Source organism: Prevotella sp. AM42-24, from assembly GCF_003461825.1.
GTDB classification, from domain to species: Bacteria; Bacteroidota; Bacteroidia; order Bacteroidales; family Bacteroidaceae; genus Prevotella; species Prevotella hominis.
In genome coordinates this window covers 38,199-54,552 of record NZ_QTXV01000015.1, presented here as the reverse complement: position 1 = coordinate 54,552, position 16,354 = coordinate 38,199, and the positions used below count along the sequence as shown (strand labels likewise).

Below are 16,354 nucleotides of genomic sequence, written 5' to 3'. Positions count from 1 at the left end.
AATCGATTAATAACCAGCATTCTGTTCCCAACCATTCAAGTCGATGTCACTTTGAGGAATAGGGAAGATACGATGGCGCTTGTCGAAGTTTGCATCAGGGAAGTCCTTGTAATGTGGAAAGAACTCATCCTCGTAATGACCGAAACGAATCATATCATTACGACGCCAGTTTTCATCGAAGAACTCACGACCACGCTCGTCATAGATTTCCTTCAATGTAGGCTCAGAAGTAAGAGTTGGAGCACCTGCATATGTACGAATTTGGTTGAAGAGTTCCTTTGCACCACCAGTGCCTTGACGAGTAAGAGCCTCCGCCTTCATCATCAGGATATCCGCATAACGGAAAATCGGGAGGTCATTAGACTGGTTGCGACTATTATTGTAGTCGCTAGGAATTGCAAACCATTTGATAGAGTGGCATCCCTGCTGATAAGCATTGGCATCATTTCCAACATCAATATCGTTGTCAATTTTGGCAAGAGTTATATCCTCTGTAAAATGCATCTGCACACCTTTATACATAAAAGGTTCCGTCGTTGGACGCAATGTTTTTGGGTCACGAACATAGACATCGCCACGAAGTATACTAAGGTTACGAATATCACCATCTAGGCAGAAAAGTTTGGCAAACTCTGGAGTAACAACAATATTTCCACCAAATGACTGCGTAAACTTATCCGTTGACCCATAAACATTAGGCAACATATTCTTCATATCCTTAAATGTACGAGGGCGTGCATACTGTAATCCATAAGAACTACCATCCTTGATGTCTTGGACAGCATCGTATGGTATGGCATAGATAAAATCCTCTACCGTCCAACCATTATCATAAGAGAACTTATGGAGATAATCTACTGTACCCAAATTGAATTTACCACTATTGATGATTTCATCGCAAGCAGCAATACAAGCATCCAATTTTGGATTAGCTGCTGTTGCAGCATCATACTGGTCAACAGACTCCGCAGTATAAACTGCCCAATTGATATAGAGTTTGGCAAGCAGAGCCTCAGCCATCCACTTAGTTGGTTTACCGTATGTATTCTCCGTTACATCCTCTGTCAAATAAGGAATAATATCCGTCAACTCACTCTCTATCCACTCTGCAACTTCCTTACGAGGAGAACGAGGCACAGACGTACCTTCTGCAGGAACACTTTCCAAGATAGGTGTGTCACCATAACTATCCATCAAAATCCAGATATAATAAGCACGTATGGCACGAGCTGGCGCTTTCATCTGGGCAGAAGCCCCACTACCCAACTCTTCCAAAACTTTATTAGCCTTTGTTATGCCTGCGGTTACATCGGAATACCAACCTATAGATGCATCTGTAGGAGAGCTACAGTGAAGTGCTTGATTTGCGTAAGTATGACCATCAACGTAACCACCGTTAAATGCTACAGATGTAAACTCATCAGAGGCAAGACTCTGAGCTTCCATATAACGACGTCCAAGCGTACCTTTAAGATGGTAATACACATCAGCCATCTTCGCCTCTACCACAATCATAGGGTCTATTCCTGAATTCTGACTAGGATCTTCCGTATATTGCGAATTTGGAGCCATATTCAAATCCGTACAGCTGGTAAGTGCCATAGCTAACAATCCAGCTGAAATAAACAATCTATTTAGTTTCATATTCTGTAATCTGATTAATAGTTATTACTTAACAGTCACAATAGCGATACGGTTTGCATGGTTGCTATCTGCACCCTTAGCAACAATACGTGTCACGTTTACGCCCTTATCTTGCAGATATTTAGCAACCGCATCCGCACGTTTCTGTGAAAGTTTCTGGTTAGCAGAAGACTTACCTTCAGGAGAAGAGTAAGCCACAATCTCTACATTTGAACCACTCTTAATACCATCAAGTTCTGCCGTGCTAACAATTTCTGCAGAGTTTACAGAGAATGTAACCACGTATGTACTCTGCACGAAAGTTGGCTTTCCAGGAACCTCCTTAACCACTTCCTTGATGACTGGTACTTCCTTGATTACCTCTCGGTCGATATACTGTGGCGTAACCTTTTTCTTCTTGCTTCCACCGAAATTAATCTTAACACCCACCATGAAGGTACGTGTATGTGGATAACGGCTCCAACGATAATCGATACCCGGGTCAATGCCACCCATATTCACCTCAGGATCAAGTCCCTTATAGTTAGTGATCGTAAAGAGGTTATTGGCTGTACCATAAAGAGTCAAGTCCTGAATCCAGTCATTAAAGCAATTACGGAAGGTATAGCTTAGAGAGAGGGTTTGGAGACGAACGTATGACCCCTTCTCTATGAAACGGTCTGACGGAAGCGAACCAGAGGCATCACTAGCTGGGTTGTTAAGAAATTCCTTCAACACGTTCTTACCATCAGAGAACATTTGAGCACTCGTATAATGAGCACGTGCGCTATTATAAACATCATTTCCAAACACACCTGTGATAAATGCATTCAAACTCCAGTTCTTATAAGTAAGCGTATTGTTCCAACCTGCATTGAGTTTAGGCTGCGCACAGCCTGTTATAGAACGGTCTTTCAAACTTGGATTATTGGTAGTTTCGCCTGTACGATTACCATTTTCATCAAGAACGTAGTACTCTGAGCGTCCATTTACAATTCCTGCATACTGATATGTATAGAATGTACCAATAGGTTCGCCCTCCATAATTCTCTGTGTCCAACCATCTGCAGAAACACCAGCTACCATTGGGTCACCCTGGGTGAGATTAGTAGTATGGAATGTCTCATTCTGCATCTTATCGACAGTATTCTTGTTATGAGAGAGGTTGAGGGTAGTACTCCACATGAAATTCTTGGTACGAACAGGCACCGCATTCAACGTAAACTCAATACCCTTATTGGTCATCTCACCCACATTGGCATCTATCCAACCATATATGTACTGAGTTGTTGAAACAGGATAGCTCCAAATCAAGTCTTTGGTCTTCTTATGATAAACCTCTACAGTACCATTCAGACGTCCCTTCAAGAATGCAAAGTCGAGACCAATGTTCAACATACCCGTTGACTCCCACTTCAAATCAGGGTTTGCATTCTTGGTTGCACCGTATGTGCGATAAGTCTTACCATCATATACGAATGTACCAGAAGCACCATACGTATTATAAGAAGAATACACATCGAAGCCCATGGCATTACCAGAGATACCATATCCCGCACGAAGTTTCAAGTTATCGAAGATGTGCTGGTTCTGCATAAACTTCTCCTCAGTGATATTCCAAGCAGCAGATACAGAAGGGAAAGTTCCCCAACGATTGTTCTTGCCGAATACCGAAGAGCCATCACGACGAATGGTTGCCTGAAGCATATATCGGCTATCAAACGAGTAATTCACACGACCATAGAAAGAGATGTTACGCACTTTCTCCAAATAGCCGCTCTGAACGGAGTTCTGAACGCCCAAGATGGTTTGTGCGTAAGACATATTATACCATCCAAGATCATCATTATAGTAACCTTCAACACTGAGACCGAATCCATCGTTATTCTTCTTTTCTTCCCAAGAATAACCACCCATCAAGCCCCACTTGCTCTTTCCGACCTTGAAATCGTAGTTGAGATAAGTCTCAAAAGTCTGTTCACGACCAAAATAAGTATTACGGGTAGCCTGACCATTCTTGTTGCCAATACCCTCCAACTGAGAGTTACGGGTATTATAGGCACTATAAGTACTTTGATAATTACTCCAAGAATAGTTGACACTCCAAACGAATCCCTTCCAAAGTTCGAGGGCGGTCTTACCAACAAACTGGTTACGTTTCCAGACTGTCTCAGACTTATTTTCCTCCATCAATGCAAGAGGGTTATAGTTCTTGGAGCCAGAGCCTACGGTCCATGTTCCATCCGCATTTTTGATAGCATTAGTAGGAGAATAATAGTTCATGGCATCAAGCACAGATGCACCCTCATTGCCAGATGGTACGCCAAAGTGTTTGCCATACATCATATTCGCACCAAGAGAAACAGTAAGGTGGTCTTTCAAGGTCTTGGTTGACACAAGAGAACGGACATTGAAACGGTCAAAGCCTGTCATCTTGATGACACCCTCACGCTTTCTGAGATCGGCACTAATCATATAATTAGTAGAACCATTTCCACCACTAATGTTTACATTATGATTATGACTTATACCTGTACGAAGCACCTCGTCTTGCCAATCCGTATTGGCGCCACCATCCTTGAGAGTTATATTGTTGTCCTTTGCATACTGACGCAAATCATCAGCTGTACACACATCATATTTCTTCAGAATATTATCAAAAGCCACATAGCCATTGTAAGAGACATTGGTTTTCTCCTCAGCACCCTTCTTGGTAGTAATGATGATTACACCATTGGCTGCCTTGGAACCATAAATGGCCGTAGCTGTAGCGTCTCGAAGAACGTCAATAGACTCGATATCTTCTGGAGACACAATAGAAATATCAACTCCAGGGATTCCATCCACAACATAATAAGGTGACATGGCACCCGTACGGAGAGTAGAAGCACCACGAAGGGTAATGGTAGGAGAGCCGTTAGGATCGGCAGTAGAAGAAACCACCAAACCCGGAACCTTTCCCTGAAGCATCTGACCTGGGTCTGTAAACACACCTTGGTTCAAATCTTCTGCCTTCACGGTAGTAATTGAAGAGGTAACATCCTTACGGCGCATCGTACCATAACCAACCACTACCACTTCATTCAGAGCGGTATTGTCTTCTTGCAAAACAATCTGACTGTTGGAACCGGCCTTTACAGTCTGTGGTGTGAAACCGATATACGAAATTTTCAACTTTGCACCAGGCTTCACATTCAGTTTGTAGTTACCATACATGTCAGTAACTGCACCATTCTGCGTACCCACCTCCAAAACGGAAACGCCGATAAGAGGCTCGCCATTGGCATCCTTCACGGTACCACTGACATTACTCTGTGCAAACGTGAGCGAACTCACCAATAAAAGGGCGGAAGAGAACAAGACACGTCTCATGTTACTTCCAATAGTCTTTTTTACTATTTGCATAACCTATTAGATTTTAGTTATAATTATACGGTGCAAAGGTAATGATACCTTATTACGCCGGAGTTAAGTTCTGATTTCATTAGAATGAAAGAACTACAGAAACCGTTTCGCATATAGAAATATTAATCATCTATGCCGAAAGTCTTTCCGCCATAGTTGATCTTAGGATCTGCAATTACTTTCAGGTCATCTACCTCCACATTGGTGGCTTGTTCCACATAGACTCCATATACCTTATTATATATAAAGCCCTCACCACGACATGGACGCTTATCATAGACGCCGCCATCGTAAGAAGTCACTTTCTTCAGATTCAAATGAACATTGTTGAGATAAATATCGCGGACTTTATCCTTAGTATCCCCTCCGATAAAGCACCCGTTTTCAGAAGTTGCATAAATATTATTGAAGTAAATGCGGCTCACTTCTCCACATTTACCTACGGTCTGTCCTTTAGGGAAACGCCAGTTGGCATCCTTATGATTACCATTGGCACGAGGATAAGAAGTCACATAGATAGGTTCCGCCTTTCCCCACCAGACATCACTCCAAAGATGACAATCCAAAATAATATTGGAGAATACCACATCCGTCACAGTACCTTCATCACGATTCTGGATACCCAAACCACGGTTACTGCCCTTGATCACACAATTGTCTATCACCACATGATAGATGGAATCCATATTCTCGCTGCCAATCTTGACTGTACAACTGCGACTTTCCATCACGCAATTGGTCACTACGATGTCATGACAAGAACCATACTCCTCAAACTCACGTCGGTTTTTCAGACAAATGGCATCATCACCACTCGTAATATGACAGTTGGCAATACGTACATTCTTGCTATGATCAATATCAATACCATCACCATTGCGTATTTTCAGATTATTCAAAAGATTAATTCCATCTATCAAAGCACCATCACAGCCTATCAGATGAACTGTCCAATAGGCACCTTCACAAATCGTAATATCACGGATAGACAGATTCTTCACACCTATCAGCGTGAGGACATGAGGACGAGGATCGAAGGTTGTTACAGGTTTCAGTTCATAACTGTCAAACAACTCTGCTCCCATAAACTGAATACCATTACCATGAATCGTACCATGTCCGGAGAAAGACAGATTCTCTATATCCTTAGCCCAGATCCACATCATACCTTCACCTTCATTCTTGCCAAAGGCACTTTTCCGATAGATGCTTTCATCAGGATTCGCTTTCCAGACAGAATGGGTCTCCAGGATAATATTGACATTAGACTTCAATTCGACTGGTCCAGAAAGGAATGTATGATTAGCAGAGAAAACGACATTGCCTCCTCCTACTTGCGAACAAGCGTCGATGGTTTTCTGAATGGCAGAAGCATCATCTGTCACCCCATTGCCTTTAGCTCCAAAATCCACTACGAGAAAATCTTTGGCCAAAGCAACAAACGGCATTGCCAACAACAATATCCAAAATAAAGTTATTCGTTTTATCATGAAAGTTTAGTATTGTTGAATGTTGTATTTAGGTTTATTTATGTTGCAAATGTAAACAAAATAATTACAAGTTGCAAGTTTTTCACACATTATTTTATTAAAAGACCTCCAAATTTAACATTTTACCAGGTATAGAGCATAAAAAAAGTGTATCAGACACTCTTTAGGGGGTTGAGTATCTGATACACCTTATTATATATATAAGAGAGAATAATTAATCAATCTCTTCGTCTGCTTCATAGCCACCCATCTCGCGGATTGCATTCTTGAGCATGGTATATTGCTGATACAGATTGTTGACAGCCTCCTCACCCTGTGTATAATCATGCATAGGAGCCTTGAGGAAGAAACTCAAGAAACGCTGGATACCATAACGGCCAGCACGGGCAGCAAGATCACTCAATAAGGTAAGGTCGAGCAACAATGGTGCTGCAAGAATTGAATCACGGCAAAGAAAGTTGATCTTGATCTGCATAGGATAGCCCATCCAACCGAAAATATCGATATTATCCCAGCCTTCCTTGTTGTCATTGCGTGGTGGATAGTAGTTAATACGTACCTTGTGATAATACTGAGTATCCTCATCATTACCATGACCATAGAGATCAGGCTGTACGTCTGGCTTCAGGATGGTTTCGAGAGTAGAAAGCTTACTCACCTCCTTGGTGTGGAAGTTTGCTGGCTCATCCAGTACAAGTCCGTCACGGTTGCCAAGAATGTTGGTAGAGAACCATCCGCTCAAACCGAGGCAACGAGCACCGATCATAGGAGCAAATCCACTCTTTACCAAAGTCTGACCAGTCTTGAAATCCTTACCGGCAATAGGCATCCTGGTCTTCTCTGCCAATTCCCACATTGCAGGAATATCCACTGTTGTATTAGGAGCACCCATGATAAAAGGAGCACCCTCTGTCAAGGCAGCATAAGCATAGCACATGGATGGAGCTATATGTTCACGGTCGTCAGCCTTCATCGCCTCTTCCAAAGCAGCCAATGTGCCATGAATCTTTTCATCTACTGGTACATAAATCTCAGTAGATGCTGCCCAGATCACAACGATACGGGCACAACCGTTTTTCTCCTTGAAGTCGCGGATATCCTGACGGAGAGCTTCTACCATCTCCCAACGGTTCTTGCAATCCTTCACATTGTCACCCGTCAGACGCTTAGCATAGTTCTTATCGAACGCAGCCTTCAACGGAACGATTTTCTCCAATTCATCTTTTACCGGATTAATGTCCTTTTCCTTCAATACCTCTGCATACATCGCTGCCTGATAGGCATTTTGAGGATAAACATCCCAAGTTCCAAACACGATATCATCCAATTTTGCGAGGGGTACGATGTCTTGATAATGCAAATACTGCTTGTCGGCACCACGCCCCACACGAATCTTATCATACTGAGTCATAGAACCAACAGGCTTTGTCAAGCCCTTGCGAGTCATCAACACACCGGTCATAAAAGTAGTAGCAACTGCACCACAACCTACAACCATAATACCAAGTTTGCCATCTGCTGGCTTTACATCGTTTTGTTTCATCACGTTTTGTTATAAATTTGATTATTAGAATAATGTTTGGCAAAGATACCAAAAACTTTCAATAAATAGCGGGTTTTCACATTCAATTCTCCTAAAATTTAGAAATATTAGCTTATAAAGCAGAAATTTACTACTAAAAGAATACAGAAGTGAATAAACGGATGCATACTTACAAGAATTACTGCATATTATTTCATTTTACAAGAAAGAATACGATTATGCGCATATTTATGCGCTTTTAAAACAGCAATATGATATTTTATCACATATTAGTGCAATTTTATTGCAATTTATTTGGTAGTTTAGTGATATTATTGTATTTTTGCAAGCGAAATCCGAATAATAATACATCATATGAAGGTAAAGAATAGTAGAATGGAAACCCTGAAGATGCTTATCTCAAGTCAAGAGTTAAGTTCACAGGAAGAAGTTTTGAAGGCCTTGTCAAAAGAAGGTTATAAGCTTACGCAAGCCACTTTAAGCCGCGACTTAAAACAACTGAAAGTTGCCAAAGCCGCCTCTATGAATGGTAAATATGTATATGTACTCCCTAATGAAACCATGTACAAGCGAGTTTCCAATCCTCGTTCGCTCAAAGAAATGATGATGACCCCTGGATTTCTATCCATCAACTTTTCTGGAAACATGATTGTCATCAAGACTCGTCCGGGTTATGCCAGCAGTATTGCATATAACATTGACAATCATGACATTCCTGAAATCTTGGGTACAATTGCTGGAGATGACACGATTTTCCTGGTAAAGAAAGAAGATGCTTCTGAGGAAGCACTCCTGAAATCACTCGCAAATGCCATTCCAGAACTGAAGTAAGACATACGAGAACAAAATAGAATCTCATGCATATCTATGCATGCTTTTTCATATAAGATAACAAGAACATTATAATAAAAGAAAGAGAAATGGAAGAAGTTAAAGTCATGGTGGCTGATGAAAGTCACATCAAGTACATCGACACCATTCTGACTACTATCGCAGAAGCGGCAAAGAAACGTGGTTCTGGTATCGCCAAGCGTTCACCAGAGTATGTTGCCACCAAGATGCGCGAAGCCAAGGCTGTCATCGCTCTCCAAGGAGAGAAGTTCGCAGGTTTCAGCTACATCGAAACATGGGGCAACAAGCACTATGTCACCACATCAGGTTTAATCGTTCACCCAGACTTCAGAGGTTTGGGATTGGCTAAACGTATCAAAAACCTGACCTTTACGCTTGCCCGACAGCGATGGCCTCATGCAAAAATTTTCTCTTTGACATCAGGTTCGGCTGTGATGAAGATGAACACCCAGCTGGGTTATCTTCCTGTTACTTTCGCCGACCTGACCGATGATGAGTCTTTCTGGCGTGGTTGCGAGGGTTGCATCAACGTAGATGTGCTCCATCGCACCAACCGCAAATACTGCATCTGCACCGCCATGCTCTTCGACCCAGAGGAGCATCTTCCTATCAAACTTCCTCAGGACGTGATAGAGAGAATCCGCAAGATTGACGGTCCATCTGCAGAGATTTAAATCCTTATATATAATAAGGTATTGACAAGAATGCCAATTTAATATTTCACATTTAACATTTCACATTAATCTTAAGATTATGGCAAATAAGAAAGTTGTAGTCGCTTTTAGCGGCGGTCTCGATACATCATATACAGTAATGAAGTTGACCCAGGATGGCTGGGATGTTTATGCAGCATGCGCTAACACAGGTGGTTTCTCTGCTGAGCAGTTGAAGACCAACGAGGAGAACGCATATAAGTTGGGTGCTAAGGCATACGTCACTCTCGACGTTACCCACGAGTATTACGAGAAATCATTGAAATACATGATTTTCGGTAATGTACTCCGCAACAACTGCTACCCTATCTCTGTATCTTCTGAGCGTATCTTCCAGGCTATCGCCATCGCTCGTTACGCCAAGGAGATTGGTGCTGACGCCATCGCTCACGGAAGTACAGGTGCCGGCAACGACCAGATTCGTTTCGATATGACCTTCCTGGTAATGGCTCCTGGTGTAGAGATCATCACCTTGACTCGTGATAAGGCGCTTTCTCGTAAGGAGGAGGTTGACTACCTGAACGAGCACGGTTTCTATGCAGACTTCACCAAATTAAAGTATTCTTATAACGTAGGTATCTGGGGAACCAGTATCTGCGGTGGTGAGATTCTCGACCCAACCCAGGGTCTTCCTGAGGAGGCTTATCTGAAGCACGTTACTGCCAAGGAAGAAGAGGCAGAACTGAAGATTACCTTCGAGAAGGGTGAGATCGTGGCTGTCAACGGCGAGAAGTTTGATGATAAGATTGCTGCCATCCAGAAGATTGAGGAGATTGGTGCTTCTTACGCCATCGGTCGCGACTGCAACGTGGGTGACACCATCATCGGTATCAAGGGTCGTGTAGCTTTCGAGGCTGCGGCTCCTAAACTCATCATCGAGGCTCACCGCCTGTTGGAGAAGAGCACTTTGAGCAAGTGGCAGCAGTATTGGAAAGACCAGGTAGGCAACTGGTACGGAATGTTCCTCCACGAAAGCCAGTATCTGGAGCCAGTGATGCCAGATATCGAGGCGATGCTGACTTCTTCTCAGCGCAACGTCAACGGTACTGCTATTCTGAAGCTTCGTCCATACAGTTTCCAGACTGTAGGTATCGATTCACCAGACGATTTGACCAAGTCTAAGCTCGGTGAGTATGGCGAGATGCAGCATGGTTGGACAGCCGAGGATGCAAAGGGCTTCATCAAGGTAAGCTCTACCCCACTCCGTGTTTATTATGGTATGCACCCTAACGAGGAAAGATAATATGGTAAAAGTAGGTATTTTAGGAGCAGCTGGTTATACAGGAGGTGAGTTGATTCGCCTCCTTATCAACCATCCTGAGGCAGAGATTGTATTCGCCAACAGCGAGAGTAATGCCGGCAACCTGGTGGCTGAGGTTCACGAGGGATTGTATGGCGAGACTGATTTGAAGTTTACCGCCGAGATGCCTTTCGACCAGGTGGATGTCATCTTCTTCTGCTTCGGTCACGGCAAGAGCGAGGCGTTTTTGAAGGAGCACAATGTTCCAGAGAACGTGAAGATTATCGACCTGGCACAGGACTTCCGTCTTGCTCCAGAGACTGTGGTTGCTACCCAGCAGCCAACTCCAGCCGCTCACGACTTCATATATGGTCTTCCAGAAATAAATGAATCTAAGATAGCCACAGCTCAGCACGTAGCAAACCCAGGTTGTTTTGCAACTTGCATTCAACTTGGTTTGTTGCCTGCTGCTAAGATGGGCCTCATCAACAGCGATGTTTCTGTTAACGCCATTACAGGTAGCACTGGCGCTGGTCAGAAACCAGGTGCCACTACCCATTTCTCATGGCGCAACAACAACATGAGCATCTACAAGGCATTCAACCATCAGCACGTGCCTGAGATTTGTCAGAGTCTCAAGCAGACACAAGGTTATCTCGATGCAGCCATCGACTTCATCCCTTACCGTGGCGACTTTGCCCGTGGTATCTTCGCCACAGAAGTTGTGAAGACCGATAAGCCTATCGAAGAAATCGTGGCTGGTTACAAGGAGTTCTACAAGGATGCCAAGTTTACTCACTATGTGGATAAGGCAATCGACCTGAAGCAGGTGGTGAATACCAACAAGTGCCTGGTTCATGTAGATAAGTATGGCGATAAACTCCTCATCACTTCCTGCATCGATAACCTTCTGAAGGGTGCTGTAGGTCAGGCTGTCCAGAACATGAACATCATGTTTGGTCTCGACCAGACTGCAGGTTTGAAACTCAAGCCATCAGCATTTTAGATAAAAGAATTCGGAAGAACGGATGAAAAATCATTCGTTCTTCTATCATAAAAAATAGTTTGTAATAAGATAACTCTATGAGTTGTCTTTCTTAAAACATAGATTTAACATGAAACTTTACGACGTATATCCTCTTTTCGATATTAATATTGTAAAAGGACAGGGCTGCAAGGTATGGGACGACAAGGGGCAGGAATATCTCGACCTTTATGGCGGTCATGCCGTTATCAGCATCGGTCATTGCCATCCTCACTATGTGGAGATGCTCACCAACCAGTTGAACAACCTGGGTTTCTATTCCAACTCTGTCATCAACAAGTTGCAGGTGAAACTCGCTGAGCGTCTGGGCAAGATTAGCGGTTATGAAGATTATCAGTTCTTCCTCATCAACTCTGGTGCCGAGGCAAATGAGAATGCCTTGAAACTGGCTTCATTCACCAACGGAAGAACCCGCGTGCTTTCTATAGAGAAGGCTTTCCACGGCAGAACATCCCTTGCCGTAGAGGTAACAAATAATCCTAAGATCATCGCTCCTATCAATGATAATGGTCACGTAACCTATCTTCCTATCAACGATTTGGAGGCTTGGGAGAAGGAACTTGCCAAGGGTGATGTCTGCGCTTGTATCATCGAGGCTATTCAGGGCGTAGGTGGTTGCAACATGGTTACTCCTGAGTTTGCTCAGGGATTGCAGGCAGCCTGCAAGAAATACGGCACTTTCCTGATTTGCGATGAAATCCAGTGCGGTTATGGCAGAAGCGGTAAGTTCTTTGCTCACCAGTGGTTGGGCATCAAGCCTGATCTCATCACCGTAGCCAAGGGTATCGGTAACGGTTTCCCTATGGGTGGCGTATTGATTTCTCCAAAGTTTACACCTGTATATGGTCAGCTGGGTACTACCTTTGGTGGCAACCATCTGGCATGTACTGCCGCTCTTGCTGTTCTCGATGTTTTCGAGAAGGAGAACCTGGTACAGAATGCGCATGAGGTTGGTGAATATCTCATCGCCCAGCTGAAGGAGTTGCAGAAGCGCAACAGCCACATCACAGAAGTTCGTGGCCGTGGCTTAATGGTAGGCGCCGTACTCGATATTCCTCACAAGGAAGTTCGCAGCAAGCTCATCCACGAGCAGCACTGCTTCACCGGTTGCGCCGGCACCAACATCCTCCGCATCCTCCCTCCATTGGTATTGACCAAAGAGAATGTGGATGACTTCATCGGAAGATTGGAAACTGTATTAAAAGAAGTATAAACCCATTGAGATAAGGATATAAAGAAAACTCAACCCATAAAAGAAATAGGAAACACTCCTATCTTGAGCAGCAAGCCCTTTGCGGTTTGCTGCTTTTTTGTTTCCCTTATAGGAAAAGTGTTGTTTTTTGCTGCAAATATGCTGAAAATTAGCGAGAAAGCAAAACACATCACATTTTTATGAAGGACTTTTTGACAGATTAACACACTTTTATGAGGGACTTTTCTAGCTATCCATACACTTTTATGAGGGACTTTCTGCAACGTCCTTCTTGCGTGTACACGTCCTCTCGAGGGTTGAGTCGATTACAGAAGACTATGTGGTGTCAAATTGCTCCATGACCCGAATTTTTTCCTCCCAAAAGAGTGAGTTTCTCAGATTTAATTTGTAACTTTGCCATGTCATATCAGAGTTTTGCTTGTTTTCTTATCGCAACACTAAGATAAGTAAGAATTCTGACATAGCAAAGCCCCGGACAACTTTTTGTTGATCAGGCTATTAAAAGGTTTAATTTACAATAGTGTTGCGGAATTAAGGATTATGAAAATATATCGTGTATTAGGTGTTATCTTAGTTGCGTTATGCTTCTTTGCATGTAATAGCAATAAAGAAAATGAGTATGAGTATCAGCCTCTGACTATAGCTAATTACGCAGAGGTATCCTTGGGTGATACGACAAATCTCATAATAACTGGCGGAAGTGGAAACATTGTTGTTGAAGGAAACGACAAGGTGGACATTTCTACAGATCAGAATGACAAACAGAAAATCACTCTTATCGGCAAGGAAATAGGCACTACTAACATCTTCGTACGAGATAAAATCACGAACGAGTCATGTAGCATTGAGGTAAATGTGATTCTCCCATATCTTACATTGAGCTTTGAAATAGAGAAAGAAAACCACCTCAATATAATTCCACATAGCTTATTCGCTTTGGTTGCAAGTGAAGATAGCATATGTTACGTTTTTAGCTATAATAACATGCAGTTTAAGTACAATGACATACCAATGATGAAAGGAACATACCATATATCTCAAAATGGGACCATGTTGTCTTTCGACTTAAATGGAGAAAATAGTACCTTCGAACATACCTTTAAGGTAAAAAACGATAATGTTGCATACCTTCTGTCAAACATGTCAAGCATAAGCACGCTACCGAAAACCTATTTAACGGCAAGTTTTACTGACGTAGAAACGGGCACTGACTTTCCGCATGTATTCATAGGAAATAAGTTCCGCAAGAATTTACCCAAACGAGAGTAGAAGCTCGTATAACAGTATTGAATTAAACGCAAACGTGTTTCTTCCGAAAGACGAAAATATGTACCAATGGGATTCATAAAGGCAGGGACAATCGTTACAGACCGCGTACAAATAATTCCAGCAGCCAGCCTTTATCACAACTGTTCAAGAGGTATACGAAACCGCATTAACAGTCACAACCCTTGCCACATAGCCATTAGGCAAAGATGGCATATCAACTACCTCTTTAACTGGATGCTCCTTAAGGAACTCCTCCCAGGTGGTATGAACTACTTTTAATTTATTGTTCTCTTTCATATCTACAAGCGCTTAATATAAATCAGTATAGAAGAACAAGTTCATTATTCCCCACAATAATGTTCCCAATCTGTCTCGTTCAGGTATTTCTCCACTTGAGCCTTGATTTCGGGAATATTCTCTTTTGCTGTTGCCCAAAGAATACGAGGCAACACCTGCGAATAACCATGCACCAAAACATGGCGCATACCTTCCACCTGTTTCCAAGGAATCTCCGGGTGACTTGCCTTGAATTCCTTGGTCAGCATATAAACAGCCTCGCCTACTATCTCTACATTTTTCATCGTTGCAAAATAGACTAAAATATTTGAGGAAAACTCCTCAAACTCTATCCCATCAATGATTTTGAGTACGTTGGAAGAATACTCCACAATATCTTCCAGTCTTCCTTTATCCCTAACTAACTCTCTCATATACCAAGATTTTATCTCGTTCCACACTCTCCTGAGCATACGGACGCAAAGAGCCATCAACTACCAAGTCAACTTCACGACCTAGCAGTTGCTTCAAATCCTCATACATTCCTCCATGAGTAAGCAAAGTAAACGAACCATGCTCAAAATCGGGGACAAAGAGAATATCTATATCGCTCTGAGCCTTTTCTTCACCACGAGCAAAAGACCCAAAGATCCATGCCTTCAACACAGGCTTCCTAGACATATAATCATGGATTATACGTATAATTTGATATCTATCCATATTTACCTCCTCATTTTAAATAGTAATCACGCTGCAAATATACACCTTTTATTTTTTATCTCCAAACATTCCTGCCTAAAAGTGCAAACCTACCTCAAAAGAATAATCTTAAATGTCTCTACTTTCGAATAAAAGTAATAAAAGATATTTATAGTCGATTCAGCTCCGCATTGCCGGCACCAGTTCCCTTGTACTTGCTACGTGTGGTATTGAACTTATAGCGAAGGGTGAGTTGCAGGTCTCTCGTACCTCGCTTAGATACTTGCAAGAGTTCCATCTTCTGGTTATAGAGCAAGTCGGCATCCCAACATTTATAAAGCAGGTCGTTGCCTTTTATTTCCAAGGTAAGGGCGACGATAGTTCATGTTAACCTGTTGGATGGTATTGTCGTGCTTATTGTACCAATACACAGAGCGAGTATCAAAGCCGAAGCCTTCGCCTTTCTTCTTGATGGTTTTGATTTTGATTACCGCATTTACCGAAGCATCGTAGGCGGCTCCTGGATTCTGGATGACTTCCACACTCTTGATGTCGGAAGATTTGATGTTATCCAACTCACTGATGTCTTGCATCTTCCTGCCGTTGATATATATAATAGGTGTACCCTTGCCGACCACCTCATATCCATCTTTCTTCTTCACGATACTCGGCACATGCTTCAATACATCGTCTGCCGTCCCCATCTTGCTAAGCACGGTTCCTGCCACGTTGGTCAGCAGTCCTTCGTGGGTTTTCTTATATTGAGGAAGATGAGCTTTCACCTCCACTTCGCCAAGTTCTTTGGAAAACTTATCAAATAGGGTCGTGTCGGAAATCTGTTCGCCGTTGATGTTCTGTGCCATCATCTGTGTTATAGTAATGCCACAGAAGGATGCTACTAATGCAAGTCTTTTCATTTTCTTACTATTCTTTATGTTGTTACTATTCTTATTTGTTGCAAAATAGCAAGGCAACGTCTATGCCAA

The 16,354-nt window shown here is 42.7% G+C and carries 15 protein-coding genes and 1 pseudogene; 7 read left to right on the top strand and 9 right to left on the bottom strand.

Annotated elements, in window-relative coordinates:
• Nucleotides 1-6 precede the first annotated feature (6 nt).
• From DW917_RS06880 to DW917_RS06865, 4 genes are all read right to left on the bottom strand, one after another.
• A complete protein-coding gene (locus tag DW917_RS06880) occupies nt 7-1,644 on the bottom strand; it encodes a RagB/SusD family nutrient uptake outer membrane protein (protein ID WP_118117281.1) in 1,638 nt (545 codons plus the stop codon).
• Nucleotides 1,645-1,668: 24 nt separating this feature from the next.
• Entirely contained in the window at nt 1,669-5,028 is a 3,360-nt protein-coding gene (locus tag DW917_RS06875) for a SusC/RagA family TonB-linked outer membrane protein (RefSeq protein WP_158570077.1), read from the bottom strand.
• A 122-nt stretch (nt 5,029-5,150) separates the two neighbouring features.
• Nucleotides 5,151-6,476 (bottom strand): glycoside hydrolase family 28 protein, encoded by a 1,326-nt coding sequence (locus DW917_RS06870; protein ID WP_233524659.1) that lies wholly within the window; start codon nt 6,474-6,476, stop codon nt 5,151-5,153.
• Nucleotides 6,477-6,732: 256 nt separating this feature from the next.
• Nucleotides 6,733-8,061, bottom strand: coding sequence for an inositol-3-phosphate synthase (locus DW917_RS06865; RefSeq protein WP_118117279.1), 1,329 nt, complete (start codon nt 8,059-8,061; stop codon nt 6,733-6,735).
• 354 nt (nt 8,062-8,415) lie between these two features.
• Here DW917_RS06865 and argR point away from each other — a divergent pair, with 354 nt between their 5' ends.
• The 7 genes and pseudogenes from argR to DW917_RS18140 form a co-directional block, all read left to right on the top strand.
• A complete protein-coding gene (gene argR, locus DW917_RS06860; RefSeq protein WP_022110423.1) occupies nt 8,416-8,892 on the top strand; it encodes an arginine repressor in 477 nt (158 codons plus the stop codon).
• Between the two features lie 89 nt (nt 8,893-8,981).
• Complete coding sequence (locus DW917_RS06855; protein ID WP_118117278.1) at nt 8,982-9,587, top strand: GNAT family N-acetyltransferase; 606 nt, start codon at nt 8,982-8,984, stop codon at nt 9,585-9,587.
• Between the two features lie 79 nt (nt 9,588-9,666).
• Nucleotides 9,667-10,869 carry an argininosuccinate synthase gene (locus tag DW917_RS06850; RefSeq protein ID WP_089544441.1) on the top strand — a complete coding sequence of 401 codons (1,203 nt, stop codon included), beginning with the start codon at nt 9,667-9,669 and terminating at the stop codon, nt 10,867-10,869.
• Nucleotide 10,870: 1 nt separating this feature from the next.
• Nucleotides 10,871-11,872 (top strand): N-acetyl-gamma-glutamyl-phosphate reductase, encoded by a 1,002-nt coding sequence (gene argC, locus DW917_RS06845; protein ID WP_118117276.1) that lies wholly within the window; start codon nt 10,871-10,873, stop codon nt 11,870-11,872.
• 109 nt (nt 11,873-11,981) lie between these two features.
• Nucleotides 11,982-13,124: an aspartate aminotransferase family protein gene (locus tag DW917_RS06840; RefSeq protein WP_118117275.1), complete on the top strand. Its 1,143-nt coding sequence runs from the start codon at nt 11,982-11,984 to the stop codon at nt 13,122-13,124.
• A gap of 540 nt (nt 13,125-13,664) precedes the next feature.
• Nucleotides 13,665-14,393, top strand: a complete 729-nt coding sequence (locus tag DW917_RS06835) for a pilus assembly protein N-terminal domain-containing protein (protein WP_118117274.1) — start codon at nt 13,665-13,667, stop codon at nt 14,391-14,393.
• Between the two features lie 21 nt (nt 14,394-14,414).
• Nucleotides 14,415-14,519 (top strand): annotated as a pseudogene (locus DW917_RS18140) (type IIL restriction-modification enzyme MmeI); the annotation flags it as partial.
• An 18-nt stretch (nt 14,520-14,537) separates the two neighbouring features.
• Here DW917_RS18140 and DW917_RS17190 read toward each other — a convergent pair.
• The 5 genes from DW917_RS17190 to DW917_RS06815 form a co-directional block, all read right to left on the bottom strand.
• Complete coding sequence (locus DW917_RS17190; protein ID WP_158570076.1) at nt 14,538-14,690, bottom strand: hypothetical protein; 153 nt, start codon at nt 14,688-14,690, stop codon at nt 14,538-14,540.
• 44 nt (nt 14,691-14,734) lie between these two features.
• A complete protein-coding gene (locus DW917_RS06830) occupies nt 14,735-15,103 on the bottom strand; it encodes a DUF86 domain-containing protein (protein ID WP_158570075.1) in 369 nt (122 codons plus the stop codon).
• Nucleotides 15,087-15,350, bottom strand: coding sequence for a nucleotidyltransferase family protein (locus DW917_RS06825; RefSeq protein WP_233524657.1), 264 nt, complete (start codon nt 15,348-15,350; stop codon nt 15,087-15,089). The genes DW917_RS06830 and DW917_RS06825 overlap by 17 nt, the downstream gene beginning before the upstream one ends.
• A 187-nt stretch (nt 15,351-15,537) precedes the next feature.
• Nucleotides 15,538-15,732 (bottom strand): hypothetical protein, encoded by a 195-nt coding sequence (locus DW917_RS06820; RefSeq protein ID WP_118117271.1) that lies wholly within the window; start codon nt 15,730-15,732, stop codon nt 15,538-15,540.
• Nucleotides 15,701-16,285 carry a hypothetical protein gene (locus DW917_RS06815; protein WP_118117270.1) on the bottom strand — a complete coding sequence of 195 codons (585 nt, stop codon included), beginning with the start codon at nt 16,283-16,285 and terminating at the stop codon, nt 15,701-15,703. Before DW917_RS06815 ends, DW917_RS06820 begins: the two co-directional genes overlap by 32 nt.
• Nucleotides 16,286-16,354 lie beyond the last annotated feature (69 nt).